Origin of the sequence: Microbacterium aurantiacum, from assembly GCF_002872075.1 — a bacterium.
Lineage (GTDB): Bacteria > Actinomycetota > Actinomycetes > Actinomycetales > Microbacteriaceae > Microbacterium > Microbacterium aurantiacum_A.
The window spans coordinates 29,713-55,934 of the sequence record NZ_PGGU01000004.1 but is presented as its reverse complement, the minus strand read 5'-3'; the positions used below and the strand labels follow the sequence as shown (position 1 = coordinate 55,934).

24 protein-coding genes are annotated in these 26,222 nt (G+C 70.4%); 15 read left to right on the top strand and 9 right to left on the bottom strand.

The features are described 5' to 3' along the window. Positions 1-42: 42 nt before the first annotated feature. Positions 43-684: an SDR family NAD(P)-dependent oxidoreductase gene (locus CUR96_RS01875; RefSeq protein WP_102191610.1), complete on the top strand. Its 642-nt coding sequence runs from the start codon at positions 43-45 to the stop codon at positions 682-684. 52 nt (positions 685-736) lie between these two features. Here CUR96_RS01875 and CUR96_RS01870 read toward each other — a convergent pair whose 3' ends face one another. Continuing rightward, positions 737-2,233: an MFS transporter gene (locus CUR96_RS01870; protein WP_102191782.1), complete on the bottom strand. Its 1,497-nt coding sequence runs from the start codon at positions 2,231-2,233 to the stop codon at positions 737-739. 168 nt (positions 2,234-2,401) lie between these two features. On the opposite strand from CUR96_RS01870, the gene CUR96_RS01865 reads away from it, so the two are divergent. Next, positions 2,402-3,466, top strand: a complete 1,065-nt coding sequence (locus CUR96_RS01865) for a threonine aldolase family protein (RefSeq protein ID WP_102191609.1) — start codon at positions 2,402-2,404, stop codon at positions 3,464-3,466. Next, positions 3,466-4,206, top strand: coding sequence for a tyrosine-protein phosphatase (locus CUR96_RS01860; protein ID WP_102191608.1), 741 nt, complete (start codon positions 3,466-3,468; stop codon positions 4,204-4,206). The genes CUR96_RS01865 and CUR96_RS01860 overlap by 1 nt, the downstream gene beginning before the upstream one ends. A gap of 6 nt (positions 4,207-4,212) precedes the next feature. Here the strand turns inward: CUR96_RS01860 and CUR96_RS01855 are convergent, their stop codons facing one another. After that, positions 4,213-4,815: a DUF4916 domain-containing protein gene (locus CUR96_RS01855; RefSeq protein WP_102191607.1), complete on the bottom strand. Its 603-nt coding sequence runs from the start codon at positions 4,813-4,815 to the stop codon at positions 4,213-4,215. An 88-nt stretch (positions 4,816-4,903) separates the two neighbouring features. Here CUR96_RS01855 and CUR96_RS01850 point away from each other — a divergent pair, with 88 nt between their 5' ends. Beyond that, positions 4,904-5,572 carry an alpha/beta hydrolase gene (locus tag CUR96_RS01850; protein WP_102191606.1) on the top strand — a complete coding sequence of 223 codons (669 nt, stop codon included), beginning with the start codon at positions 4,904-4,906 and terminating at the stop codon, positions 5,570-5,572. Between the two features lie 6 nt (positions 5,573-5,578). Here CUR96_RS01850 and CUR96_RS01845 read toward each other — a convergent pair whose 3' ends face one another. Next, positions 5,579-6,841, bottom strand: a complete 1,263-nt coding sequence (locus CUR96_RS01845; RefSeq protein ID WP_219721948.1) for an endonuclease/exonuclease/phosphatase family protein — start codon at positions 6,839-6,841, stop codon at positions 5,579-5,581. Between the two features lie 315 nt (positions 6,842-7,156). Between CUR96_RS01845 and CUR96_RS01840 the strand changes: the two genes are divergently transcribed. Then, positions 7,157-8,842: an ABC-F family ATP-binding cassette domain-containing protein gene (locus CUR96_RS01840; protein ID WP_102191605.1), complete on the top strand. Its 1,686-nt coding sequence runs from the start codon at positions 7,157-7,159 to the stop codon at positions 8,840-8,842. Here the strand turns inward: CUR96_RS01840 and CUR96_RS01835 are convergent. After that, the gene (locus CUR96_RS01835) at positions 8,839-10,122 is read right to left on the bottom strand and encodes a PA2928 family protein (protein ID WP_102191604.1); all 1,284 of its coding nucleotides are present in this window, start codon (positions 10,120-10,122) and stop codon (positions 8,839-8,841) included. The genes CUR96_RS01840 and CUR96_RS01835 overlap by 4 nt on opposite strands. Positions 10,123-10,204: 82 nt before the next feature. On the opposite strand from CUR96_RS01835, the gene CUR96_RS01830 reads away from it, so the two are divergent. From CUR96_RS01830 to CUR96_RS01810, 5 genes are all read left to right on the top strand, one after another. Further along, complete coding sequence (locus tag CUR96_RS01830) at positions 10,205-10,384, top strand: PspC domain-containing protein (RefSeq protein WP_102191603.1); 180 nt, start codon at positions 10,205-10,207, stop codon at positions 10,382-10,384. 60 nt (positions 10,385-10,444) lie between these two features. Next, positions 10,445-15,013 (top strand): ATP-dependent helicase, encoded by a 4,569-nt coding sequence (locus CUR96_RS01825; protein ID WP_102191602.1) that lies wholly within the window; start codon positions 10,445-10,447, stop codon positions 15,011-15,013. Between the two features lie 19 nt (positions 15,014-15,032). Further along, positions 15,033-15,842, top strand: coding sequence for an EI24 domain-containing protein (locus CUR96_RS01820; RefSeq protein ID WP_102191601.1), 810 nt, complete (start codon positions 15,033-15,035; stop codon positions 15,840-15,842). Continuing rightward, positions 15,842-16,615, top strand: a complete 774-nt coding sequence (locus tag CUR96_RS01815) for a DNA-formamidopyrimidine glycosylase family protein (RefSeq protein WP_102191600.1) — start codon at positions 15,842-15,844, stop codon at positions 16,613-16,615. The genes CUR96_RS01820 and CUR96_RS01815 overlap by 1 nt, the downstream gene beginning before the upstream one ends. Positions 16,616-16,719: 104 nt before the next feature. Beyond that, positions 16,720-17,127 carry a transferase gene (locus CUR96_RS01810; protein WP_102191599.1) on the top strand — a complete coding sequence of 136 codons (408 nt, stop codon included), beginning with the start codon at positions 16,720-16,722 and terminating at the stop codon, positions 17,125-17,127. Between the two features lie 12 nt (positions 17,128-17,139). Here the strand turns inward: CUR96_RS01810 and CUR96_RS01805 are convergent, their stop codons facing one another. Further along, positions 17,140-17,820 (bottom strand): LuxR C-terminal-related transcriptional regulator, encoded by a 681-nt coding sequence (locus CUR96_RS01805; RefSeq protein ID WP_102191598.1) that lies wholly within the window; start codon positions 17,818-17,820, stop codon positions 17,140-17,142. Continuing rightward, positions 17,813-19,003: an ATP-binding protein gene (locus tag CUR96_RS01800; RefSeq protein WP_102191597.1), complete on the bottom strand. Its 1,191-nt coding sequence runs from the start codon at positions 19,001-19,003 to the stop codon at positions 17,813-17,815. The genes CUR96_RS01805 and CUR96_RS01800 overlap by 8 nt, the downstream gene beginning before the upstream one ends. A 114-nt stretch (positions 19,004-19,117) precedes the next feature. On the opposite strand from CUR96_RS01800, the gene CUR96_RS01795 reads away from it, so the two are divergent. From CUR96_RS01795 to CUR96_RS01780, 4 genes are read left to right on the top strand one after another with little or no spacing between them, the layout of a single operon-like run. Next, entirely contained in the window at positions 19,118-20,665 is a 1,548-nt protein-coding gene (locus CUR96_RS01795) for a PspC domain-containing protein (protein ID WP_102191596.1), read from the top strand. After that, positions 20,662-20,964, top strand: a complete 303-nt coding sequence (locus tag CUR96_RS01790) for a hypothetical protein (RefSeq protein WP_102191595.1) — start codon at positions 20,662-20,664, stop codon at positions 20,962-20,964. The genes CUR96_RS01795 and CUR96_RS01790 overlap by 4 nt, the downstream gene beginning before the upstream one ends. Before the next feature lie 21 nt (positions 20,965-20,985). Then, complete coding sequence (locus CUR96_RS01785) at positions 20,986-21,726, top strand: LysR family transcriptional regulator substrate-binding protein (protein ID WP_102191594.1); 741 nt, start codon at positions 20,986-20,988, stop codon at positions 21,724-21,726. A gap of 44 nt (positions 21,727-21,770) precedes the next feature. Then, positions 21,771-22,487, top strand: coding sequence for a glutamine amidotransferase-related protein (locus CUR96_RS01780; RefSeq protein WP_102191593.1), 717 nt, complete (start codon positions 21,771-21,773; stop codon positions 22,485-22,487). 15 nt (positions 22,488-22,502) lie between these two features. Here the strand turns inward: CUR96_RS01780 and CUR96_RS01775 are convergent, their stop codons facing one another. Both CUR96_RS01775 and CUR96_RS01770 read right to left on the bottom strand, forming a co-directional pair. Next, on the bottom strand, positions 22,503-22,961 hold the full coding sequence (locus tag CUR96_RS01775) for a glutaminase (RefSeq protein ID WP_102191592.1): 459 nt from the start codon (positions 22,959-22,961) through the stop codon (positions 22,503-22,505). After that, entirely contained in the window at positions 22,958-24,172 is a 1,215-nt protein-coding gene (locus CUR96_RS01770) for a cation:proton antiporter (RefSeq protein ID WP_102191591.1), read from the bottom strand. Before CUR96_RS01770 ends, CUR96_RS01775 begins: the two co-directional genes overlap by 4 nt. An 88-nt stretch (positions 24,173-24,260) precedes the next feature. On the opposite strand from CUR96_RS01770, the gene purU reads away from it, so the two are divergent. Continuing rightward, a complete protein-coding gene (purU, locus tag CUR96_RS01765) occupies positions 24,261-25,112 on the top strand; it encodes a formyltetrahydrofolate deformylase (RefSeq protein WP_102191590.1) in 852 nt (283 codons plus the stop codon). Here the strand turns inward: purU and CUR96_RS01760 are convergent. Continuing rightward, positions 25,109-26,152, bottom strand: a complete 1,044-nt coding sequence (locus tag CUR96_RS01760) for an NAD(P)H-dependent flavin oxidoreductase (protein WP_102191589.1) — start codon at positions 26,150-26,152, stop codon at positions 25,109-25,111. The two genes, purU and CUR96_RS01760, sit on opposite strands and share 4 nt — an antisense overlap. Positions 26,153-26,222 lie beyond the last annotated feature (70 nt).

The following is a 26,222-nucleotide window of genomic DNA, read 5'->3' as shown; positions in this document are numbered from 1 at the left end:
GGCGGGAGTCCTCTCCCGCCCATTCGCGTCCGAGGAGTGCAGATGAGCACCACTGACCGTACGGTACTGCTGGCCGGCGCCACGAGCGCGTCCGGCCTCGCTGTCGCCGCCGCTCTCGTCGACGCAGGCGCACGCGTCATCGCGACCGGCCGATCGGCCGAACGCCTCGAGCCTCTGCGCGCGGCCGGCGCCCACGTCGAGGTCACCGACGCGACGTCGCTGGATGCGATGACCGCGCTGGCCACCCGCATCGGGGCGGTGGACGCCGTCATACCGCTGGTCGGAGGCTGGCGCGGCGGTGGCGGCCTGGCCGGCCAGACGGATGCCGACTTCGAGGCGCTGCTGCCCGCGCTGCAGGCGGTTCGTGCGACGAGTCGCGCCTTCGACGAGGCGCTCCGGGTCTCGGACGCCGGACGCCTCGCGATCGTGTCATCGACCGCTGTCGCGCGTCCGCTGGCCGGCGGTGCCAACTACGCGGCCGTGAAGGCGGCGAGCGAGGCCTGGACCCGTGCAGTCGCACAGGGGTTCGCGAAAGCGGCTCGAGATGCCGGCGAGCCGCTGCGCGCGGCATCCGTGGTGTTCCGCGCCAAGGCGCTGGATCCTGAGGCGCTCGTCCCCGCTGTCCTCGCGCTCTGGGATGCGGATGCCGCTGACCTCAACGATCGCGTGCTGGAACTCGCCTGAGCCAGAAGCACGACCGCGCCCCCTCACGCGCCGTCAGGAAATACCGGTGGGCCTATCTCCGCGGTTCGTTCATCTCCGGCGGAAGGCCTCTCACCGGCGGCGGGGCGTCAGACCGGCGTTGCTCCTCGCCCGCGTCTGCGGCGTCTGATCCGGGCTCCTGCGGGGCGACGCCCGAGCCGGTCGCATCCGTGGCGTCGCCTTCCGCACCCTCGGTTGGAATATCCTGCTCCGGCGCATGCGCATAGAGGTCGGTGAGCTGACGGTAGGAGCGCGTGAGGAAAGCGAGCAGCGCCGCGACCACCATGATCAAGCCGGCGAAGAAGCAGATCAGGGCGATGCCGCGCGCCTCGCCCTCGCCCAGCAGCCAGCCCCACTGCCGCTGACCATCGGCCGTGCGCATGTACGGGATGATGAGGAACTCGGCGATCGGCGCGATCAGGAATGCCGTGATCGGCGCGGCGGCCGCCTCCATCGCCGCAGCGACGCCGAAGACGCGCCCCTGCCGGGCGAACGGCACCACCTTCTGGATGATGGTCTGCTCCGCCGCCTCGACGGGCGGGATCAGGATCATGTACAGCCACATGCCCACGACGTAGAGCGGCCACCACTCTCGGAGCATGAAGATCGAGCCGAGCAGCCCCATCACGATGACCACGAGGAGCAGCGTGCGCATCGGCTTCGGGCCCAGCCCGAACTTCGCCACCAGCCCGCCTCCGATGAGGAAGCCGGTCGAGGCGAACGCCAGCGCGAACCCCCACGTCTGAGCATCGAACAGGGTGAGTCCGTAGGGATCCATCAGCGCCATGTAGACGCCGCCGATGAGGTTGTTGAAGGTGGAGAAGATGATCAGCGCGAACAGTCCGGGCGCGAGGCGGATCGCCGTCACGCTGCCACGGAAGTCGAGAGCGCTGGAAGCATTCGGGTCGGCCTCAGGCGTGCTCTCCGGGATGCGGATGAACAGCAGGTGCGCGAACGTCAGCGCCATCGCCACCACGGCGATCGCGAGCGTCCAGCCCATGCCGAGGAAGCCGATCGACAGTCCCGAGAACACGCTCGTCACCAGGAACGCCAGCCCCTGGACCGTTCCGACGAGCCCATTCGCGTTCGCACGCTTGTCCTCCGCGACGAGCAGCGTGACCGTCGTGGAGAGAGCGATGTTGCGCAGTTGCTCGATCACCCCGCCGAACAGGATGACGGCGGAGAACAGCCAGAACCATGGGCCGCCGAGGTCGAGGAGCGACGACTCGGGCTGCCACAGGTAGAGCGCGCCGGCGACCATGAACGCGACCGCCGAGATCACGCTCGAGATCACCATCACGGTGTGCTTGCGATGCCGATCGACGATGGTCCCGAATGCCATGGCGAAGAACGCCACGAGCAGCATGTAGGCACCGCCGATGATGCCGGTCGCCAGCACGGACTGAGTCTCGATGTACACCCAGAAGGTCAGGGCGAACCAGAGGAAGCTGGTCGTCACGTTGGCGATGAGCGTGTTGACGAGCACGTTCGCGAAGGCCGTCTTGGCGCGCTGACTTCCGGGCCCCGTCATCTCGGCCCCGTTGCGGATCGTGTCCGCTGATCCTGTGGTCTCGGTCACGATTTCGAGATTAGATCGGGGCGCGGACATTCGGTAGGCCCCCCAGCGGTTCCGCACGGATCCACGGGTCCTCGTGCGGCTCCGGACGGGCGGACATCCGCCGGGACATAGGCTTGTCCGGTGAGCATCCAGCATGACCCCGCGATCCGGGGCTTCGCCAGTGACAACTACTCCGGCATCCACCCCGAGGTCCTCGCCGCCATCGCGGCGGCCAACGGCGGCCACCAGGTCGCCTACGGGGAGGACTTCTACACCGCCCGCCTGCAGGAGGTGTTCCGGCAGCACTTCGGCGAGGGCGTCGAGGCCTTCCCGGTCTTCAACGGCACCGGGGCGAATGTGACCGGGCTGCAGTCGATGCTCCCCCGCTGGGGTGCCGTGATCGCCGCATCCACCGCCCACATCAACGTCGACGAGGGCGGCGCGCCCGAGCGGATCGGCGGCTTCAAGCTGCTCACGGTGCCCACCGACGACGGCAAGCTCACCCCCGAGCTCGTCGACCGCGAGGCCTGGGGCTGGGGCGACGAGCACCGCGCGCAGCCGCTCGTGGTGTCGATCACGCAGTCGACCGAACTCGGCACGCTGTACACCGCCGACGAGATCCGCGCGATCGCCGATCATGCGCACGAGCGCGGCATGAAGCTGCACCTCGACGGCGCGCGGCTCTCCAATGCGGCCGCCGCCCTCGACCTGCCGCTGCGCGCCTTCACGAGCGACGTCGGCGTCGACGTGCTCAGCTTCGGCGGCACGAAGAACGGCGCGATGCTGGGCGAGGCGATCGTGGTGCTGAATCCCGAGGCGTCCGACGGCCTCATCTACTCGCGCAAGTTCAACATGCAGCTCTCCTCGAAGATGCGGTTCGTATCTGCGCAGCTGATCGCTCTGCTCGAGGGCGACCTGTGGCTGCGCAATGCCCGCCACGCCAATGCGATGGCTCAGCGCCTGCGCGGCGCCATCGAGGCGGGGATCGCCGACGGGGCGATCAACGGAGTCGCGTTCACACAGCCGACGCAGTCCAACGGCGTCTTCGCCACGCTCCCGGACGGCGTCGCCGACGCCCTGCGCGAGTCGATCCGGTTCTACGACTGGGATGCCGCACGCAACGAGGTGCGCTGGATGTGCGGCTTCGACACGGAGGAGTCCGACGTCGACGCCTTCGTCGCCGAGCTCGCGCGTCTCACCCGCTGATGACCGGCTGGGAGGGCGCGTTCAACCTGCGCGATCTGGGCGGACTTCCGCTGCAGGACGGCGGGATGACGACGGCCGGACGCGTGTACCGCTCGGGGCGTCCGGAGACGCTGACCGACGCCGGCTGGGCCGCACTCCGCGGCGCCGGCGTCTCGACCGTGATCGATCTGCGCAACACGCCGGAGCGGCAGCGCCGTGAGACGGACCCGCAGCTCTCCGACGGCCATTCGACGGGCGTCGACATCGTGCACGCGCCGACCGAGGACCCCGATGACGCGGAGTTCATGCGGGTCTGCGGACCGTGGCTCGATCACCCTCGTTCCTACGCCGACAACGCACGGATGTATCCGGAGAAGCTCGCCGCCGTCTTCACCGCCATCGCCGATGCGCGGGGAGCGGTGCTCGTGCACTGCGCGGGCGGCCGCGACCGCACCGGAATGGTCTCGGCGATGCTGCTGGCCCTGACCGGCGCCGAGCCGGAGGCTATCGCCGACGACTACGCCGCGGCGTTCCGTGAGGCGAGCCGGCGGCACGCGCGCGATCTTCCGGCCCAACCGATTCCCGGACAGGGCGGCTACGTGGAGCCGATGTTCAGCGACGAGGAGATCGAGGAGCGGATCGCCGATCGCGTGGCGGTGCTGCGCGACTGGATCGCCGGACTGGACGTGCGGGAGTACCTGCGAGAAGCCGGAGTGGACGGCATCCGCCTCGACGAACTCGCGCAGCGCCTGCGGGACTGAGCGCTCCTACCGGAGCAGCCCCAGGTTCGCGAGCGCCAGCCGGATCAGGGTGCCGCGGCCACCCTCCATCTCAGCGGACACCGCGTCGGATGCAGCGGCCTCCGGCGGGAACCAGGTGACCTCGAGCGCATCCTGTCGCGGCTCGCAGGTGCCGGTGACGGGCACCACGAAGGCCAGCGACACGGCGTGCTGCCGGTCGTCGTGGTAGGCGCTGACGCCGGGGATCGGGAAGTACTCGGCCACGGTGAACGGCAGCGGCTGCGGCGGGAGCAGGGGGAACGCCATCGGGCCGAGATCGTTCTCGACATGACGGAACAGCGCATCGCGGATGGTCTCGCCGAAGCGGACCCGGCCGGAGACGATCGTCCTCGTCATCTCGCCCATGGGCGTGGAGCGCAGCAGGATGCCGATCTCGGTCACCTGACCTGACCCGTCGGTGCGCACCGGGATGGCCTCGACGTAAAGCATCGGCAGTCGACGACGCGCCTCCTCGAGCTCGACATCGGTCAGCCAGCCGGGGTTGCCGTCGGAGGAACCGGTGGAGCCGTCGCCGAAACCGCCGAGACCGTCGTTCGGTTCCGGGTCGGGATCAGGAGTGCGCACGGACATGACTCATTTCTATCAGCCGCATGGGCTTCCGGATACGGGGCGGCCTGCGACGAATGGACGTGTCGGGTGCCGCTGGCAGGATGGATGCATGACCACTCCCCTCGTCATCGACGAGCACGCGACCCGGTGGGCACCCGAACAGCCCGAGGGGATGCCGCTTCTCGTGCTCCTGCACGGCTATGGTGCCGACGAGAACGACCTGTTCGGCCTGGTGCCCTATCTTCCCGGCGGGATCGCCGTGGCATCCGTCGCCGCTCCGCTCGCCGCACCCTGGCCGATGCTGGGGCGGTCCTGGTATCCGATCGAGGGTCTGAACGGCCGCGACTACCTCGCCGTGTCGGCGGCAGCCGAGGCGCTGCTCGGCTGGCTCGACGCGCATGTGCCGACGACGACCGAGGTCGCCCTCCTCGGGTTCTCGCAGGGTGCGGCGGTGTCACTGCAGGCGCTTCGGCTCGCCCCCGAGCGCTTCGGCGCCGTGGTCGCCCTCAGCGGATACGCGGCGCCCGGCGAGCTGCCCCACGACGACGTGCTGCAAGAACTGCGGCCACCCGTGTTCTGGGGCCGCGGATCGCACGACGACGTCATCCCGGCGTTCCTCGTCGAGCACACGGCGCAATGGCTGCCCGACCACTCCGACCTCTCCGGCCGCATCTACCCCGGGCTCACCCACAGCATCTCGGAACAGGAGCTCACCGATGTGGGCGTCTTCGTGACGAAGTGGCGGGATGCCGCCGCCGAGACCGGCACCAAGAGCTGAAGCGCCTCAGCGCCCCGGCTTCGCTCCCGGCACGTCGGCATCCACCCACACGAGTCGATGATCACTCGACGGGAACGGGTAGCTGCCCGTCAGGCGCGCGAGAGGATCGGTCGCCGTCGGCCAGAACACACCGGAGTCGATGATCCGGATCTGCCGGCTCGGCAGCACGTAGTCCACACGCAGGTTTCCCGGCGGCTCCGAGAAGTCCGCGGTGTCCTCGGCGGGGTCGCCGAGGTGCGCGAGGTTGACCCCGCCCTGCAGCTCTGCCGCCTCGGCAGCGCCGTCACTCGTCGGCACCGACCCGGTGTTCACCTTCGGATGCTGCAACAGCTGATCGATCGCGCCGGCGGTCGAGTCGCCGTCGTTCGGATCGGCGTTCTGGTCGCCCGCGATGACGAACAGGGAGCCGCCCTTCAGCGCGCCGGTGCGGCCGGCATCGTCGACGATGTAGCCGCCGGCCTTGCCTCCCGCGATGTAGTCCGCCCAGAATCGGATCTCGTCGTGGTTGCGCGTGCCGTTGCGGTCCTCCGCGCCGTCGAAGGTCGGGGGCGTGGGATGCGACACGAGGAAGTGCACCGTCTTGTTCTTCGACACCCGGATCGGCACGTCCCAGTGCGACTTGCTCGAGAGCGGGAACTCGGCCAGCTCCTCGGGCGAGTACCAGTCGGCCGGTTCCGGCGTGCTCGGATCGTCGGGAAGGAGAGCACCGGGCATGTCGGCCCAGCGGAAGTTCTGGAAGGTGCGGATCGCGTCTTCGTCGATCGGCAACTTCGAGTAGACGGCCATGCCGTACTGCCCGGGGAACAGCCCGAAGCCCCAGGCGTCGTCTCCGCCGGAGACGACGCCGTTGTTGTTGAGGTCGAACCCGCTGGGCACGCCGGTGTTCACCGGCGCGGTGTAGCGATAGGGGTAATCCGCCGCCTCGGCATCGCCGTGCGGCACCGCGAGATAGTTGTCGTGGAAGAGACGCAGCGCCTCGCCCTCGGCGTCGTAGTCGAACTCGTTGATGAGCAGCACGTCGGGGGCCGCCCGCTGGATGATCTCGGCGACGGCATCCGCCTGCGCGTTCCCCGGCTCCGACAGGTCGCGCACCAGGGCGCCCTCGGTGCCGCGGTTCAGCGAGGCATTGAACGTGGCGAATCTCATGCCGGCCACGCTAGCGGCGGCGGGCCGGGAGTCGGCGAAGGCGGGGGTGGCCGCCGTAACGGATGTCATCAGCAGGACAGCGGCGAGGCCGGCGACGCGGGCGCGACGGTGCGGAATCTTCATGCGGTCACCCTAACGCCGTCCCGTGACGCTGGGGATACCAGATGGTGAACGGATGCCGGATGCCCCGGACACGACGAGAGCGACCGCGACACGCCCGGGGGTTGCGAAGGCCGACACGCCCCGGGTATCGTCATGGAGTCCTGTCCGCCGTGTCTGGAAGTCCTTTGATCTGATCCGTCGCCTCCGCGCTCTTCTTTCCGCGCGCTGACCCGACGATCGCCGACTCACACGGCCGCATCCGCCTTCCGGCGTCGATTCTTCGACGTCGCCGGATGCCCGGCGTCAGCGCACCCCGAACACCCCGGGAGACGCTCCATGTCATCACCAACCACCCACGCACCGGTCACCCTCGACCGCCTCACCTTCACCTGGCCGGACGGCTCGACCGCGCTCGACCATCTCACCGGCTCCTTCGGGACCGGCCGCACCGGGCTCGTCGGGCGCAACGGCTCCGGCAAGTCCACCCTGCTGCGATTGATCGCCGGCGAGCTCGAGCCGACGTCCGGCACGGCCCACGCCACCGGTGATGTCGCGTATCTGCCACAACGGCTGACACTCGACGTCGAACGCCGCGTCGCCGAGCTGCTCGGTGTCGCCGACCAGCTCGACGCGGTCCGCGCGATCACCGCCGGCGACGTCGACCCGGCGCATTTCGACGCGGTCGGAGACGACTGGGACATCGAGGCGCGCGCCGAGGCCTCCCTCGCCGAAGCCGGCCTCGACCCGTCGTTCCTGGACCGCCGGGTCGGAGAGCTCTCCGGGGGCGAAGCCGTGCTCGTCGCCACCGCGGGCATCCGTCTTCGGCGAGCGCCGATCACGCTGCTCGACGAACCGACCAACAACCTCGATCGCGACGCGCGGGCGAAGCTCGCCGCCATGATCCGCTCCTGGAAGGGGACCCTCATCGTCGTCAGTCACGACGTCGCTCTGCTCGAGCTGATGGATGACACCGCCGAGCTGTATGCGCACACACTGAGCGTGTTCGGCGGGCCGTACTCCGAATGGCGGGCATGGCTGGATGCCGAGCAGGGTGCCGCGAAGCAGGCCGAGGTCTCCGCCGCCCGAGCACTCCGCAAGGAGAAGCGGCAGCGGATCGAGGCCGAGACGAAGCTGGCGCACCGAGCCAGAACCGCACGCAAGGCGGAGATCGAGAAGCGGGTGCCGAAGATCGTGGCGCACGGCCGGAAGATGGCTGCCGAGGTCTCAGCCGGAAGGCTGCGGGTCGAGGTCGGAGAGAAGGAGGAGGCGGCCCGCGCGGCCCTCGACCAGGCCGGCCGACGGATCCGCGACGACGACTCGATGAAGATCGAGCTGCCGGATCCGCAGGTGTCACGCAGCCGCCGCATCGCGACTGTCGGCGACGGTGAGCGGTCGTGGGTCATCCAGGGGCCCGAGCGCGTCGCGTTGATCGGGCGGAACGGTGCAGGCAAGACGACCCTGCTGCAGCGACTGGTCGAGAGCGCGGCGGCGGCTGTTCACAACTCAGGAGAAATGGACCGGATCGGGCGCGAACGAGCTGGTTCCGGCGAATCTCGGCCGGATCTCCTGAGTTATGAACCGCGAACGTGGGCGCACTCCCACACCGAGCGGGTCGGCTACCTGCCTCAGCGCATCGATGGCCTCGATGAGAGCCGCTCGGTGATCGAGAACGTCGCCGAGGCGGCACCGCAGGTTCCCGAGAAGGAGCTGCGCAACCGGCTGGCGCGCTTCCTCATCCGCGGCGGCACGGCGGACCGGCCGGTGGCCGGCCTGTCGGGCGGCGAGCGCTTCCGCGTCGCATTGGCACGGGTGCTGCTCGCAGATCCGGCCCCGCACCTCGTGGTGCTGGACGAGCCGACGAACAACCTCGACCTCGACACGGTCGGTCAGCTCGTCGAAACGCTCCGTGCCTATCGCGGCGCCGTGCTCGTGGTCAGCCACGACGATGCGTTCCTGAAGCGACTCGACCTCGACCTCACGCTCGAGATCGACGCGGAGGGGGTGCTCAGCGAGGTGGATTAGGTGAAGAGGCGCTGCCACCAGGGCAGTGTGCCGACCTCGACCACCCGGAGGGTCCCGTCGGGTTGCAGGACCACCATGGTGTTCGGCCGCCAGGCATCGGGGGCGGCGGCGATCACGGCCGTCGTCCCCTCGGGGCCGGTCAGAGCGCGCAGGGCGTCGACCTTCATCTCGACGGTGTCGACGATCCGGCCGGTTTCCGCATCGATGCTGCTCAGCGCCATCAGTTCGGCGTTGACCGACTCCTTGTGCTGCACGAGCAGGAACCCCTGCCCGAGACCGGCGGGCGCCGGCGGCATCTTCCCGTCGGCGCCCATCACGTTCTCGATGAGCGCCTGGATGTCTTCCTCGTCGATGTCGCTGAAATCGCCGTCGAGGAACTGACCGGTATCGAGCATCACGCCGCGTCGGGGGCCGATGTCGGTGACCGGCAGGATCGACATGTCGACGAGCTCGGTCCGGAATACGACCTGCCCTTCGGCGGAGGTGACGGTGAGTGCATCACGCTGGACTGCCTCGGCAACGGACTCCACCTCGTAGGTGGCGCCTTCTCCGGACACGGCGAGTTCGACCTGGTCGACGAGGACCGTGTCGTCGTAGAAGGGCCCGGAGTTCAGCACGTCCTCCCAGCGCCCGGCGACCGCCGCATCGGCGGGAGTCGCCTGCTCCTGTCCGACGGGCAGCTGCATGACCTGCCCGGTTCCGGCGAGGGCGACCACGGCGTTCGCCTCGGCGTCGTATCCGTAGGCGCTGGCGGCGAGCACCGCGTCGGCGCCGAGTCCGGCGATCTCGAGGCCCCGGGAGCGCACGGCGCCGGTCGTGGCATCCAGGATGACGAGGCCGTCGTCGCTGCCGACGTACACGAGTTTCGAGTCGCCGGCGAGCACGACGGCATCGCCCATCAGATCGTCGTTGAGCTGCTGATCCCACAGCTGCTCGCCGTCGGAGGCGCGGATCGCGGTGACCCGCGTCTGGAAGCCCGAGACGAAGAGCCCGGGTCGCGAGGAGTCCTGGTAGACGAGGACCGCGACATCCTCACCGCCGATGTCGACGATCCCCGAGGTCGATGCGATCTCGATGTCCCTGGCCGACGGCGACAGTACGCTCACGGACAGCGCGATCGCGGAGCCGATGATGACGACCAGGACGACAGCCGCGATGACGACCCCGCGGGCCTTGGCGGGCTCCTTGCGCGGCTTCTCGGGCGGCGGCCAGCCGGGCGACTGCACGGATGAGCCGTTGAGGATGTAGCCCGATTGCGTGGCCGGGGTCGTGAGCTTCATGTCGTGCCTCCTGGCCCTCAGTATCACCCAACCTCGCCGCGCATGCTGTGCGTCCGGTCGGCAGTCGGGAGAGGATGGACGCATGAAATCACTCACCCGTCCTCGCGGCGATCGCGTCATCGCAGGCGTCTGCGCCGGCATCGCCCGCCGATTCGACATGAAGCCGTCGACCGTGAGGATCCTCTCCGTGATCCTCGTGCTGTTCGCCGGACTCTCGCTCTGGGCCTACATACTCCTGTGGATCGTGATGCCGAACGAGTAGTCCCCATCCGCAAGAGGCAGCATCCGGTCCGATGTCGGACGCAGGCCGCATGATGGAGTGATGAGCGACGTGCTCGAGCGTTTCACCCCCGCCACGCAGGATTGGTTCCGGGGTGCGTTCGCGGCGCCCACTCCGGCACAGGCGGGCGCCTGGGATGCGATCTCGGCGGGGAAGCACGCCCTGGTCGTCGCACCGACAGGGTCGGGCAAGACGCTCTCGGCCTTCCTCTGGGCGATCGACAGCGTGTTCCGGGAGCGGATGGCGGACGCGGCGCCGCCGGCCAGGGGCGAACCGCGCACCCGCATCCTCTACATCTCTCCGCTGAAGGCGCTCGGCGTCGACGTCGAGCGCAACCTCCGATCGCCGCTCGTCGGCATCGGCCAGTCCGCGCGCCGACTCGGCGTCGCATCACCCGCCGTCACCGTCGGCGTCCGCTCCGGAGACACCACCTCCAGCGATCGGCGCAAACTCGTCTCCGATCCGCCCGACATTCTCATCACGACCCCCGAGTCGCTCTACCTGATGCTCACGAGCCGCGCCGGCGAGACCCTGCGCGGCGTGCACACCGTGATCATCGACGAGGTGCACGCGGTCGCCGCCACGAAGCGCGGAGCGCACCTCGCCGTGAGCCTGGAGCGCCTGGATGCTCTGCGGCGCTCCTACGATCCCGATTCCGCGCCCGCGCAACGCATCGGACTGTCGGCGACCGTCCGGCCGATCGACGAGGTCGCGCGGTTCCTCGGCGGATCTGCTCCAGTCGAGATCGTCGCGCCCCCCGCATCCAAGACCTTCGAGATCGGCGTCGTCGTCCCGATGGACGACATGACCAATCCCCCTCCGCCGCCCGGCGTTCCCGGCGACGCAGCGGATGCCGAGTACACCGAGGTGACCGGTTCGGTGTGGCCGCACGTCGAGGAGGCGATCGTCGACCGCATCCTGCAGAACAACTCCACGATCGTGTTCTCCAACTCCCGGCGGCTGGCCGAGCGCCTCACCGGCCGTCTCAACGAGATCTACTCCGAGCGGATGGGCATCGCCCTTCCCGAAGCCGCCGTACCCGCCGCGATGATGGCGCAGGCCGGCGCCACGGCCGGCGCCGATCCGGTGCTCGCCAAGGCGCACCACGGATCGGTGTCGAAGGAGCAGCGCGCCCTCGTCGAGGAGGAGCTCAAGTCCGGTGTGCTCCGCTGCGTCGTCGCGACGAGCAGCCTCGAGCTGGGCATCGACATGGGCGCCGTCGACCTCGTCATCCAGGTCGAGGCTCCGCCGTCGGCGGCCTCCGGGCTGCAGCGCGTCGGGCGAGCCGGCCACCAGGTCGGCGAGATCAGCCGGGCGGCGATGTTCCCCAAGCACCGCGGCGACGTGCTGCACACGGCGATCGTCACGGAGCGGATGCTGGCGGGCAAGATCGAGGCGATCCAGGTGCCGCGCAACCCGTTGGACATCCTCGCCCAGCAGACGGTGGCCGCCAGCGCGCTCGGCGCGATCAGCGTGGAGGAGTGGTTCGAGACGGTGCGGCGCAGCGCGCCGTTCCAGTCGCTCCCGCGGTCGGCGTACGAGGCGACACTCGACCTGCTCGCCGGCCGCTATCCCTCCGACGAGTTCGCCGAGCTGCGCCCTCGCCTGGTCTGGGACCGGGATGCCGGCACGCTCACCGGGCGCCCGGGGGCGCAGCGGATCGCGGTGACGAGCGGCGGGACGATCCCCGATCGCGGGCTCTTCGGCGTCTTCGTCGCCGGCGAGACGACGGGCGCGCGCGTCGGCGAACTCGACGAGGAGATGGTCTACGAGTCCCGCGTCGGCGACGTCTTCACCCTCGGTACGACGAGCTGGCGGATCGCCGAGATCACCCACGACCGGGTCAACGTCATCCCCGCGTACGGCCAGCCGGGCAAGGTCCCGTTCTGGCACGGCGACGGCATCGGCCGGCCTTATGAGCTCGGCGAGGCACTGGGGAAGTTCTCCCGGGAGGTGTCGGCGGCCACTCCCGAGAAAGCGGCGCAGCGGCTCATCGATGCCGGTCTCGACGAGCAGGCCCGCGCCAACCTGCTCGCGCATCTCGCCGAACAGCGGGAAGCCACGGGCACCCTCCCGACCGACCGCACGCTCACGGTGGAGCGCGGCCGCGATGAGGTCGGCGACTGGCGGGTCATCCTCCATTCCCCATACGGCATGAAGGTGCACGCACCATGGGCGCTCGCCATCAACGCGCGCGTCCGCGAGCGGCTCGGGGTCGAAGGATCGGCGGTGGCCAGCGACGACGGCATCATCGTGCGGATCCCGGATGCCGAGGCCGAGCCACCGGGCGCCGAGCTCTTCGTCTTCGACCCGGACGAGCTCGAGCACCTCGTCACGGAGGAGGTCGGCGGATCCGCCCTCTTCGCCTCCCGGTTCCGCGAGTGCGCCGCGCGCTCGCTGCTGATGCCGCGCACGAATCCGAATCGGCGATCCCCGTTGTGGCAGCAGCGGCAGCGTTCCGCGCAGCTGCTCGAGGTCGCGCGACGGCATCCGACGTTCCCCGTGATCCTGGAGACCCTGCGCGAGGTGCTGCAGGACGTGTACGACCTGCCCTCGCTGCGGAAGCTCGCCACCGCCATCGCCGACCGCAGGGTCAAGCTCGTCGAGACGCAGCCCGCGCAGCCCTCGCCGTACGCGCGCGATCTGCTGTTCGGCTACGTCGGCGCGTTCATGTACGAGGGCGATTCACCGCTGGCTGAACGCCGCGCGGCCGCGCTCTCGGTCGACCCGGCGCTCCTCGGCGAACTGCTCGGGACCGTCGAGCTGAGGGAGCTCCTCGATCCCGATGTCATCGCGCAGTTCGAGCGCGAGGCGCAGCGCCTCGACCCCGAACGGCATGCACGCGGGCTCGAGGGCACGGCAGACCTGCTGCGCCTGCTCGGCCCGCTGGATGCCGCCGAGGTCGCGGCGCGGCTCGACGAGCCGTCCGAGGCGGCCGCCCATCTCGACGCGCTCGTCGTCGCGCGCCGCGCCATCCCGATCAGCGTCGCCGGGGTCGCCAGGATCGCCGCCATCGAAGACGCCGGCCGCCTGCGCGACGCCCTCGGCACAGCCCTGCCCACCGGCATCCCGGTCGCGTTCCTCGAACCCGTGGCCGACCCGCTCGGCGACCTCATCGCCCGGCACGCGCGCACCCACGGTCCGTTCCCGACGGATGCTGTGGCGACCAGGTTCGGCATCGGCTCCGCCGTCGCCCGCCACACGCTGCAACGACTCGAGAACGCGGGGCGGGTGACCAGCGGCTACTTCCTGCCGGAAGCCGCAGGCAGTGCCTCCGACATCGAGTGGTGCGACACAGAGGTGCTGCGCCGGCTGCGCATGCGGTCGCTCGCCGCCATCCGGGGAAGCGTCGAACCCGTGCCCCCCGCGGCATATGCGCGTTTCCTCCCCGAGTGGCAGCACCTCACCCGGCCGCAGGAGGGCATCGACGGCGTGCTCGCCGTGATCGAGCAGCTGGCCGGAGTGCCGATCCCTGCGAGCGCCTGGGAATCGCTGATCCTTCCGACGCGCGTCCGCGACTACACGCCGGCGTTGCTCGACGAGCTCACCGCCAGCGGCGAGGTGATCTGGTCGGGTCACGGCACGCTCCCCGGACGGGACGGCTGGGTCTCGCTGCACCCGGCCGACCTCGCGCCGTTCACGCTGCCCGAGCCGGAGGACGAGATCGCGGCCGAATCGCTGGAGGCGCGGCTGCTCGATGCTCTCAGCGCCGGCGGCGCCTATTTCGCCGCTCAGCTCAAGGAGATGGCGGACGCCGAGAACGAGCAGTCCGTGCTCGAAGCGCTGTGGACGCTGACCTGGGCCGGCCGTGTGACGAACGACACCTTCGCGCCGATCCGGGGGCTTCTCGGCGGTGGATCTCAGGCGCATCGCGTGACCCGCCGCGCCCCGCGCACCCGCGCCTACCGCGGCATGTCGCTGGGACGCTCGACGGCGCGGCCGGCCACTGCAGGCGGCCGCTGGTCGCTGCTGCCCTCGGTGGAGGCGGATGCCGCCCGCCGGGCGACCGTGACCGCCGGCCTCCTCCTCGACCGCTACGGCGTCGTCACCCGCGGCGCCGTGCAGGCCGAAGGCGTGCCCGGCGGCTTCGCGCAGGCCTACCGGGTGCTCGCGGGCTTCGAGGAGGCCGGGCACTGCCGTCGCGGCTACGTGATCGAGAAGCTCGGGGCGGCGCAGTTCGCGGCATCCGCCACGGTCGACCGCTTGCGCACCTTCGCCGGGCTCAGCGATCCCCCGCCGCGGAAGGCGATCACGCTCGCCGCGACGGACCCGGCGAACCCCTATGGTGCGGCCCTCGGCTGGCCCCGCCGCGAAGGCGTCTCGCACCGCCCAGGGCGCAAGGCAGGCGGGCTGGTCGTGCTCGTCGACGGCGAGCTCGTGCTGTACCTCGAACGGGGCGGGCGCACCGTGCTGTCGTTCAGTGACGATCCTGACGTTCTGCAGTCGGCGGCCTCCGAACTGGCCGCGACAGCGAGAGGCCGGCGACTCGACACCCTCACCGTCGAGAAGGTGAACGGCGAGGGCGTCTACGGCACGGTCCTCGCGACGGCGCTGCAGGAGGCCGGTTTCGTGGTCACCCCGCGCGGGTATACGCTGCGCAAAGCGCTGTGACGCCGCCTACGCTGAGAACATGATCCGTGAGTTCGGTGCCGGTGTCCGCACGCTGCTGCGGGGCTTCGGCCTGTGGCGCACCCGGCCCGGCCTCATGGCGCTCGGGCTCATCCCCGCCGTGATCGCCTTCCTGCTCCTCGCCGCCGCGCTCATACCGCTGCTGCTCTCCCTCGGCGGCATCACCGAGTGGATCACCCCCTTTGCGGCAGGATGGACGGAGCCGTGGCGCAGCATTCTGCGCGGCGCCGTCGGGATCATCGTGTTCATCGCCGCGCTGGCACTGGCCGCATCGGTGTTCAGCGCGCTCGCGCTCACGATCGGCGACCCCTTCTACGAGCGGATCTGGCGTGCGGTCGAGACCGACCTCGGCGGTGAGCCACCCGCCGACGGAGGCGGATTCTGGACGGCGCTCGGCGAAGGTCTGCGACTCGTGCTGCTCGGGCTGCTCATCGCCGTTCTCGTGCTGCTGATCGGTCTCATCCCGATCGTCGGCGGAGTACTCGGCGCCGTGGGCGGCGTCGTGTTCACCGGGCGCCTTCTCGCGCGCGAACTCACCGGCCGCGCCTTCGATGCCCGGAATCTGACTCCGCTGGACCGTGCCGCGCTGTTCGCCGGCAGCAGGGCGCGCGTACTCGGTTTCGGTGTCGCGACGCAGTTGTGCTTCCTGATCCCTCTGGGCGCCGTCTTCGCGATGCCCGCGGCGGTCGCAGGGTCCACCATGCTCGCGCGGACCATGCTCGATCGCGCGACGACACTGCCGTCCGGCCCGCGCCCGTCGGCATCCGGCCCTGTCTCCGGCCCGGGGATCCCCTCGACAGGCCCGGCCTGATGCCTGAGGGTGACACCGTCCACCGCACAGCCGGGCGCCTCGACGAGGCGCTGGCCGGGGCGGAGGTCACCCGCTTCGACCTTCGAGTGCCGCGCGCGGCGACCCTCGATCTGCGCGGTCAGCGCGTGCAGGGAGCTGCGGCCCGCGGCAAGCATCTGCTGCTGCGCATCGGCGACCACACGATCCATTCGCACCTGCGCATGGACGGCGCCTGGTTCCTCTACCGACCGGGCGAGAAGTGGCGGCATCCGGCCTTCAAGGTGCGGGCCATCGTCGGCACCTCCGAGCGCGAGGCCGTCGGCGTCGATCTCGCCGAGGTCGAGGTCGTTCCGACGCGTGACGAGGACCGGCTGATCGGCCACCTCGGGCCGGACCCGCTCGCGGACGACTGGGATGCGCAGGAGGCGGCTCGGCGGCTCGGCGCGGATGCCCGCAGCATCCACGTCGCCCTTCTCGATCAACGCAACGTCGCCGGATTCGGCAACGAATACGCCGCGGAACTGCTGTTTCTGCGCGGCGTGCTGCCGACGACGCCGACTCCGGAGGTCGATGTCGCCGCCCTTCTCGACCTCGGCGTCCGCACGATCCGCGCCAATCGCGACCGCCCCGATCGTACCTTCACCGGCGTCAACCGCGCGGGGCGCACGACGTGGGTGTACGGTCGCGCCGGCCGCCCCTGCCGGCGCTGCGGAACCCTCATCCGCAAGGGTGAGCTCGGCGCCGATCCGACCCGCGAGAGGGTCACATTCTGGTGTCCGCAGTGCCAGAGGTGAACCTGGCTTCCTGAGCCCGTCGAAGGACATCCCTCAACGGGAATGAATCCGCACCACCCGTGGTTGTTGATATATCCGGAGAACTCCGGGGCACGGGAGGAATCGTGGGAAAGAACTACGTCGACATCGAGAACGACCAGGGAGCGACGCTGCGTTACCGCAAGCACGCGAATGGCCGGGGTCTCGTCGCGCACGGCGCGAAGGTGCATCCGAGGGCCATGGTCGAAGCGGGCGCATACATCGAACCGGGCGCGCGGGTCGCGGCCGGTGCGAAGGTCGCACGCGGCGCATGGGTGGAACCGGATGCCGTGATCGGCGAAGGCGCTTTCATCGACGCGCACGCGCACATCGGCCAGGGTGCCGCCGTCGGTGACGGCGCGCACATCGGAGTCCGCACCGAGGTCGGCGCCGGCGCGCGCATCGCGCGCGGTGCCAAGATCGGCGATGACGAGACGGTCGCGGCCGGTATGAGGATCGCGACCAACCCCAAGGGGCTCTGGCTCGCGGCCTGAGTGCCGCGGGCGCTACAGCAGCCGGCGCTCCGATGCCCAGGCCGTCAGCTCGTGCCGCGAGGAGAGCTGCAGCTTGCGCAGCACGGCGGAGACGTGCGTCTCGACGGTCTTGATCGAGATGAACAACTCCGCGGCGACCTCCTTGTAGGCGTAGCCGCGGGCGATCAGCCGCATTACCTCCTGCTCGCGCGCCGAGAGGCGGTCGAGCTCGGAGTCGGCGATGGCCGTCTCCCCGGCGACAGCGCCGAACGCGTCGAGCACGAACCCGGCCAGTCGCGGTGAGAACACGGCGTCGCCGTCGGCGACGGCCTGGACCGCGCTGCTCACCTCGATGCCGGATGATCCCTTGGTGATGTAGCCGCGGGCTCCGGCCCTGATGACCCGCACGACGTCGGCTGCGGCGTCCGAGACGCTCAGCGCGAGGAAGCGCGTCGATGTCGGAGCGCAGCCGCGGATCACCGCTTCGCCGCCCGTCTCATCTTGAGACTGCGCCCCTGAGCCCGTCGAAGGGCCGCCCGGAAGATGCACGTCGAGCAGGACCACATCGGGCGCAGTCGCACGGATGACCGCGATCGCCGACGGCACGTCCGCGGCCTCGCCGACGACGTCGACGCTCGAGTCGAGGTCGGCTCGGAGCCCCGAGCGGAAGATCGAATGATCGTCGACGATGACGACGCGGATGCCCTCAGCCACGGTCGCCTCCGGTCGTTTGGATGTGCAGGTGCACTTCTGTTCCGTTCTCGTCGCTGCGCACGGTGCCGGCGCCGCCGGCCCTGCGCATCCTTCCGATGATGGACTCCCGGACCCCGAGACGGTCGCTCGGGACGGCCGCGAGCGCAAATCCCTCACCGCGGTCTCGGATGAAGACGTCGACGCCGGTGCCGTTGCCCTCGATGTACACGGAGATCTCGCCGCCGGCATGCCGGGCCGCGTTGAGCATCGCCTCGCGAGCGGCCGCCGCGAGGTCTCCGCTGGCGCGCTCAGCAGACAGTCCGGCCGACACGACGTCGATGCGCACGGGATAGTCCAGTTCCAGCCCGCCGGCGTAATCGCGCAGATCCGTCGGCAGGTCGCTGTCCGCCGGGGCATCGCCGTCGTACAGCCATGCCCGCAGCTCGCGCTCCTGCGCGCGGGCGAGCCGTGCCGCCTCGCTGGAGGCTCCCGCCCGGTTCTGGATCAGCGCGAGCGTCTGCAACACGGAATCGTGCAGGTGCGCCGCCATCTCACTGCGCTGCTCCTCGCGGATGCGTCGCACGCGTTCACCGGCGAGTTCGCGCCAGCGATGCATCAGCGTCGAGGAGAGCACCGCCAGGAAGCCTGCGAGGGGCAGCATCGTGAGCGCCAGGACCGATCCTCCGGTCGCCCGGGAGAACAGGATCAGGAACAGCACTCCGAGCAGGGTCAAGGCGAGAACCCGGATCACCGTCGTATGCCGGGGCCCGCGCGCCGGATCGGTGCGGTCGATGAGCGTGGCCCAGAGACCCGCTGCGGTCGCGAAGGAAGCGGCCGCCCCGACGGTGAGAAACGCCCCGGGCGCCAGCAGGCCCGACCAGGAGCCCACGGCGACAGACGCGACGAGGACCAGGGCGACCGCCGGTGCCAGGAGCATCCACGCGACCGGTGCCCGCCGGGACGGTGCAGACTCCCCCGCCTGCCACGGCATGAAGGCCCAGCACCACACGTAGAGGAGCACGCCCGCACCGCCGCAGAGCGCGAGCGCGACGAACAGGGCGCGCACGATCCAGGTCGGTGCCCCGAGGTGCCTCGCCATGCCCGCACTGACGCCGGCGACCAGGCACTCTCGATCGCGCACCAGCGGCGGACGCGGCGGCGCCGGCACGCGGCGCGGCTGCGCGGTCTGGGCCGAAGAAGACATGCCGCCATCCAATCACCCGGAGTGCTCCCCCGGCGGACCAGCGTCCGAAGATCAGGGTCGACTCAGGGGAACACCCCATGGTCGCGGCCTGCAGCCGGGCGAGAGGATCGGACCATGACGATTCCGACCGCGCCGCCACCCGCTGCCGACACCACCCCGCCCTCCGCGAAGGCGCTCCGTTCCGACAGGTTCTTCCTCTGGGTCTCCGGACTCGGCGTCGCCCGCTCCGACGGGTGGCTCGGCGGGGTCTGCGCAGGGATTGCGGCGCGGCTGCGCATCGATCCGCTGATCGTCCGCGGCGTGTTCGTCGTCGCGGCGCTGTTCGGGTTGCCGGCGATCTTCCTCTACGCCGTCGGCTGGGCACTGCTGCCGGACGCCGACGGTCGCATCCACACCCGCGACCTGCTGGCGCAGGACTTCCAGCCGACGCAGCTCGGCATCCTCGCCATGGCGATCGTCGGGCTGATCCCGACGGCACCGATCACCGGGTCCCTTTTCGGCGTCTGGTATGCCGACTGGTCGGCGCTGTCGGTCCTCGGCTGGATCGTCGGTCTCGTCCTCGCCGGCTCACTGCTTTTCCTCATCGTGCGCGCCGCACGCCGCACCCCGGGCGCTTTCGCGTCGAGTCCGTCGATGGCTTCCACGGTCTCCGCGGCCCCGGATGCGTCTGCTGCCGTCGACGGTACGGGTACCGTCGACGCCACAGACGCGATCGAGACGGATGCCGGAGCTCTCGCCGACACGGCGGCTCCGGCATCCGCTCTGCTCGAGCCCGCGCCGCTCGCCCCTGCCCCGCTTCCGGCCGGACCGCAGAGTCCCGAGGACGTCGAGGCGTGGCGCCTGCAGCACGCGGCCTGGAAGGAACAGGATCAGGCCTGGCGCCGGCAGCAACAGGATGCCGAGCGCGCCGCCCGCGACCAGGGCCGGCGCGAGCGACAGGCGATCGCGGCGGCCTTTGCCGCAGAGGCCGCAGAACGCCGGCGGATCCGCCGTGCGTCCAACCCCCGCGCGAGCTTCGCGTTCGTCGCGTCGGTCATCGGCCTGGCGCTGGTGGCCGGTGCCGCGACGGGGCTCTGGTCGGGGGGCGACGAGCGCCTCCGGCTGGCCGCGGGACTGCTCTCGGGCGCGCTGGTGCTCGCGGTGGGAATGATCGTCGCCGGGGCGCTCCGCCGCCGCAGCGGCTTCCTCGCCTTCCTCACGGTCCTGGTGCTGCTCGGCGGTGCCACCGCGACGGGCGTCGCCACGCTGCGGCAGTTCACGTTCGGCGATGTCTGGGCGAGCAACGCACATTCTCTGGGACTTCAGCAGCCGTTCGGCACCCTCACCATCACCCTCGACCCGCATGAGAGCGAACCTCCGCTGATGACTGTCGACAAGGGGACCGGCAGCACGCTGATCGCCGTCGCCGAGGGTGTGGAGCTCGACCTCGAGGCGACCGTCGACACCGCCTCTATCGTGTGGAAGCGGGTGGACGCGGAGACCGGAGCGGTGATCGAGGTGGGCACGTGGCAGCCGCGCGACGACGGGGACGGCGATCGGGTCTACGAGGAGACGATCAGCGCGAACGGCGCACCGATCGTGACGAGACAGAAGATGACCATCGATCAGGCCGCGGGTGAGATCTCCATCACGGTCTACGAGAACAAGAACGGCGAAGAATGAGCATCGACACCACGACACCGATCCCGGCAGCGCCCACTCCGGCAGAGTCGGCTCCGACGGAGTCGGCACCGCGCACGCGCTGGGCCGCCATCGTGTGGGGTGCATTCCTCGCCGCGCTGTCGGCGATCGGTCTCTGGCTTCTGACCGACCGGGACCGCAGCGAGGGCGTCGCGGACTGGGCGCTGGGGATGACCCCTGGCACGATCACGGCGACCGTGCTCCTCTGCGTCGGCACCCTGGTACTCGTGGGCGGAGCAGCCGGCCTGATCCGCCACGCGCAGCGGCGCACTTCGCGCTGAGCGGCCCGATACCCTGAAGGCATGGCGAAACAGGGTGGCGCGCGCGGCCGCAGGGCTGCGCCCGCGCGCGGCGGGAAGCGTCCCGTCGGCGCGGGGTCCACGAGGGCGCAGCCCACGAAGCGCCAGCAGAAGCAGGCGAAGGTCGTCTTCGACGCCGCGCCTGAGGCGGAGGAGCCCCGGACATTCCGGCTCGGCGCGGTCCCCGGCGCGACACCCGGCAAGTGGATCGATGCCTGGAAGCAGCGGATGCCGCACGTGCCGCTGGAACTGGTCGCGATCGAGGCGGCGGGGCAGCGCGCGGCGCTCGAGGACCTGGATGCGGCGCTCATCCGTCTGCCGCTCGAGGACGACACACTCCACATCATCACCCTCTACGAAGAGGCCCCGGTCGTCGTCGCCTCGATCGACTCGCATCTGATGGCCGTGGAAGAGCTCTCGCCTGCGGATCTCGCCGGAGAAGTGCTGATCACTCCCGACGACGACGTTCTCGGCCCCCTCGATCTTCCCGGCACGCTCGCCCCGGCCTTCCCGCCGCTGGCGACGACAGAGGAGGCCATCGCCACCGCCGCCTCCGGAACCGGAATCGTCGTGGTGCCGATGTCACTGGCACGGATGCACCACCGCAAGGATGCCGGCCACCGGCCCCTCATCGACGGGCCGACGTCGACCGTCGCGCTGGTCTGGCCGCGAGAGCGCACCACCGCGGATGTCGAGACGTTCGTCGGCATCGTCCGCGGGCGCACCTCGAACTCCTCCCGCTGACCCGCGGCCGCAGCCCCGCGTCAGCCGAACGTTAGAATCTCCTGATGGCCTCGCTTCTCTACGTGTGCGTGCGCCCGGAAACCGGGGCGGCGGATGCCGAGCACGCCTCGTTCCGGCGAGCACTCGGCGTGGACGTCGTCGATCGACTCGATCTGCTCTCCGAGCCGCTGGATCCCGCCCGGCTCGCGCACTACCGGGGCATCGTCGTCGGCGGCTCGCCGTTCAACGTCAGCGATGCGGAGAAGTCCCCCTTGCAGGCCCGTGTCGAAGCCGACCTGGAGCGCATCGCACATCGGGCCGCCACCGGCGATCTCGCCGGCTTCTTCACGTGCTTCAGCATCGGCGTCGTGACCCGGATGCTGGGCGGCGAGGTGACGATCGACACGCCGGAGGCCGCGAGCGCCACCGTCATCCGCACGACTCCCGCGGGAGACGCCGACCCGGTGTTCGGACCCAGCTCCCCCGCGCTGACCGTGTTCACCGCGCACAAGGAGAGTGCAGCATCCGTCCCTCCCGGGGCCGAGCTGCTCGCCACCAACGATGTGTGCCCCGTGCAGGCGTATCGCGTCGGCACCCATCTGTACGCCGCGCAGTTCCACCCCGAGCCGACCCCGCGCGACTTCGCTGATCGGATGACGTTCTACCGCACGACCGGATACTTCGACCCCTCCGAGTTCGACGCGGTGCAGGGGCAGGTGCTCGCGGCATCCGTCACCGAGGGCGCAGCCCTCCTCCGACGGTTCGCCGAGACCTTCGCCTGACCGACACCGCACCACTCAGCCGCGCAGCAGTTCGATCCGCTCCCGCAGGTATGCCTCCAGTGGCATGTAACCACCCGCGGTGCTCCAGCGCACAACCGCAGCCCCGTCGATCATGGCCAGAGGACCGGATGACCCGCCGGCGTCCACCGCCTGGACGTCGATGACGCTCCAGCCGACGTGCACCACCTCGCCCTCGGCGAAGCCCCCGCGCAGTGCTTCCTCCCTGCGCGCCGCTCGGGCGCGAGCAGATTCCGCGGTGTAGCCGCGACGGCCGGGGTCCGCGGCCCGCAGCACCTCGGCCGTCGCCAGCACATGCGTATCGGTGAGCAGCAGCACGCCGAGATGCCAGGCCGCACCGACCGGCACGATGCGCTGCCCGCGCCAGCGCGAGCTGCGCTCTTCGCCCAGCCGCTCCTGCGGCGCGCCGGCGAGCGCGGCCCGTGCTTCGGTCAGCAGATCGGATGCGGTCGTCACAGCTCCCCCTGCGGCCGCACATCGCCTCGCGGCCGTCCGACGACGCGCGCGCGATCCCCCCGGAGGGTCATCGCGACGAGCGGGTAGATGAGCACCGACAGCATCCCGGCTCCCACCAGCGCCGCGGCCGTTCCGCTGTCGAGCATTCCCCGCTCGACGCCGATGGCCGTCACCGCGACGATGATCGGCAGTCCGGTGGCGGCGAGCATCCCGAGAGCCGTACGGTCGCGCTGGCTCATCCCGCGCGGGGCCGACAGCTGTGCCGCCGACCCGCGGATCAGGAGGAGCGCGACCAGGAACAGCGGCAGGAGGCCGAGCGCCGCCGGAGAGGCGAGCAGGGCGGCGAGGTCGAAGTTCACGCCCGTGTACAGGAAGAAGATCGGCACCAGGAAACCGAAGGCGACCGCTTCGACCTTGCTCTCGACCGCCGCCGCGTCATCCCGCGGCGCACGGGACATGATGATGCGCCACACGGCTCCGGCGACGAAGGCGCCGAGGAGCATGTCGAGGTCGAGCAGCACGCTGAGCCCGACCAGCGCGGCGACGAGCAGCAGCACGAACCGCACCCCGAACTGGTCGGAGGTGTGCAAGGTCGCCCGGATGAACGCGTGCAGCCTTCCATGCGGCAGCCGGCGCGCCAGCACGACGGCGAGCGCCGCCAGCACGACGAAGGCGAGCAGGATCGCGGCCGCGACCGGGGTCGTGCGGGCGCTGAGGAAGACGGAGATGGCGATGAGGGGCAGGAACTCGCCGACGGCGCCGATCACGGTGGCCACTCTGCCGAACGGGGTATCGAGCTCTCGGGCGTCGCGCAGGATCGGCATCAGCGTGCCCAGCGCGGTCGAGCTCAGCGCGATCCCGATCACGATCATGCCGTCACCCGGCGCGAGGAGGAACCCGACGCCGACGCCGAGGCCGACGCTGATCACCCAGCCGATCGATGCCCGCATCAGCGGCTTCCCCGACACCGCACGGAAGTCGATCTCGGACCCCGCGACGAAGAAGAGCATCGCCAGACCGAAGTCGCTCAGCTTCTGCAGGATCTCGTGCGGCTGGATCCAGCCGAGCACCGCCGGTCCTGCCAGAATCCCGAGCATCAGCTCGAAGACGATGATCGGAACGCGGAGCACGGGGCGCACTCCCCGCGCCAGCAGAGGTGCCGCGACCGCGAGCAGCGGGATCAGCACCAGTCCGACGTCGCCCGCGTTCACGCTCTCAGGTTAGCGACCCGGCGACCCGGCGATTCGTTCCGATCACCGCATCCACGGCAGAATCGACTGACACGTCCGAGGAGTCCCCATGTCCCAGCCCGATACCGCCCGCCTCCTGATCGCCTGCGACGACCAGCCCGGCATCGTCGCAGCCGTGGCCGGTGTGCTCGCCGAGCACGGGGCGAACATCATCTCCCTCGACCAGCACTCGACGGATGCCGAGGGCGGGCGCTTCTTCCAGCGGACCGTGATCCACCTCGAAGGGCTGTCCGCCGCGCGTCCGGCACTCGAGGCCGACGTCGCGGCCGTCGCCGAGCGCTTCGGCATGGAGTGGTCGCTGCACGACGTCGCACGCCGCAAGCGCGTCGCGATCTTCGTGTCGAAGTACGACCACTGCCTGATGGAGCTGCTCTGGCGCACCCAGCGCGGACAGCTCGACATCGACATCACGATGGTGGTGTCCAATCACCCGGATCTCGCCGAGTCCGTGCGCACCTTCGGGGTGCCGTTCGTGCACATCCCCTCCGGCGACAAGGCGGCGATGGAGGCTCGTCAGCTCGAGCTGCTGCAGGGCAATGTCGACCTGGTGGTGCTGGCCAGGTACATGCAGATACTCACCGACGACTTCATCGAGCGCGTCGGTGCCCCGGTGATCAACATCCATCACTCGTTCCTCCCGGCCTTCATCGGTGCGAACCCGTACGCCAGGGCGAAGGACCGCGGCGTGAAGCTCATCGGCGCGACAGCGCACTATGCGACGGCGGACCTCGACGAGGGACCGATCATCGAGCAGGACGTCACCCGCGTCACCCACTCCGAGTCCGCCGCCGAGCTGCAGAGCCGCGGCGCCGACGTGGAACGCCTGGTGCTGGCCCGTGCGGTGCAGTGGCACGCCGAGGACCGCGTGATCGTGCACGGCCGCTCGACCGTCATCCTCTAGCGCGCCGGCACACCAGCGAGAAGTTCCGCGAAGACTCCGTCCGCCGCACCGGAGCGCGCAAGAGGCGCCGCCTGACCCATCCAGAGCGACTGCAGCTCTCCGAGGTTCTGCTGACCGGCGGCCGTCCGGAAGCGCCCGGTGAGCCAGTTCTGCATCGGGAAGGGCGCGATCGTGCCACTGGCCTCGATCGCGCGCACCACCCGGTTGCGTGCGCCGCGCGCGAGTCGCCCGCTCATCGCCCGAGTGAGCACCGTCTCATCGGCGGCGGTCGAGCCGATCGCCGCACGATGCGCGTCATTCGCCGCCGACTCCGCCGCCGCGAGGAACGCGGTGCCCACCTGCACGCCGGACGCGCCGAGGACGAGCGCGGCGGCCACTCCGCGACGATCGGCGATGCCGCCGGCCGCGATCACGGGAACCGGGACGGCGTCGACGACCTGCGGCACGAGCGCGAAGGTCCCGACGAGCGACTCCTCAGCCGGGCGCAGGAACGAGACGCGGTGACCTCCGGCCTCAGAGCCCGTGGCGACGACCGCATCGACTCCGCCGTCGGCGAGGGCCCTCGCCTCGGCCACAGTGGTGGCGGTGCCGACGACGCGGATGCCGCGACGATGCGCCTCCTCGACGACCTCCGCCGAGGGAACGCCGAACACGAAGCTGAGCACCGCCGGGGCGGCGTCCCAGATCGCATCCAACTGTTCGGCGAGGTCTGGAAGGTAGCTGCTCGGACGCGCCGGCGTCTCGATGCCGACCGCCTCGAAGAACGGCTGGAGCGCCTGCGCGAAGATCGCGTGCTGAGGGTTCGGCTCGACCTCGTCTCCGGTGGGCAGCCAGAGGTTCAGGGCGAACGGCCGTGACGTCGCCGCGCGCAGCTCTGCAGCCGTCGACCGGATGCGGTCGCCGTCGTAGCCGTACAGGCCGTATGAGCCCAGGCCGCCGGCTTCGCTCACGACTGCCGTCAGCGCGACGGAGGAGAGCCCGCCGAACGGGCCGAGGACGATCGGATGCTCGATGCCGAGCAGCGTGCGCAGATCACTCATCCTCCGAGGCTACGCCCGGCTGGGAGGATCGAGGCGCGTGGGGTCGTCCAGCCGCCGGTGGTACTCTCGC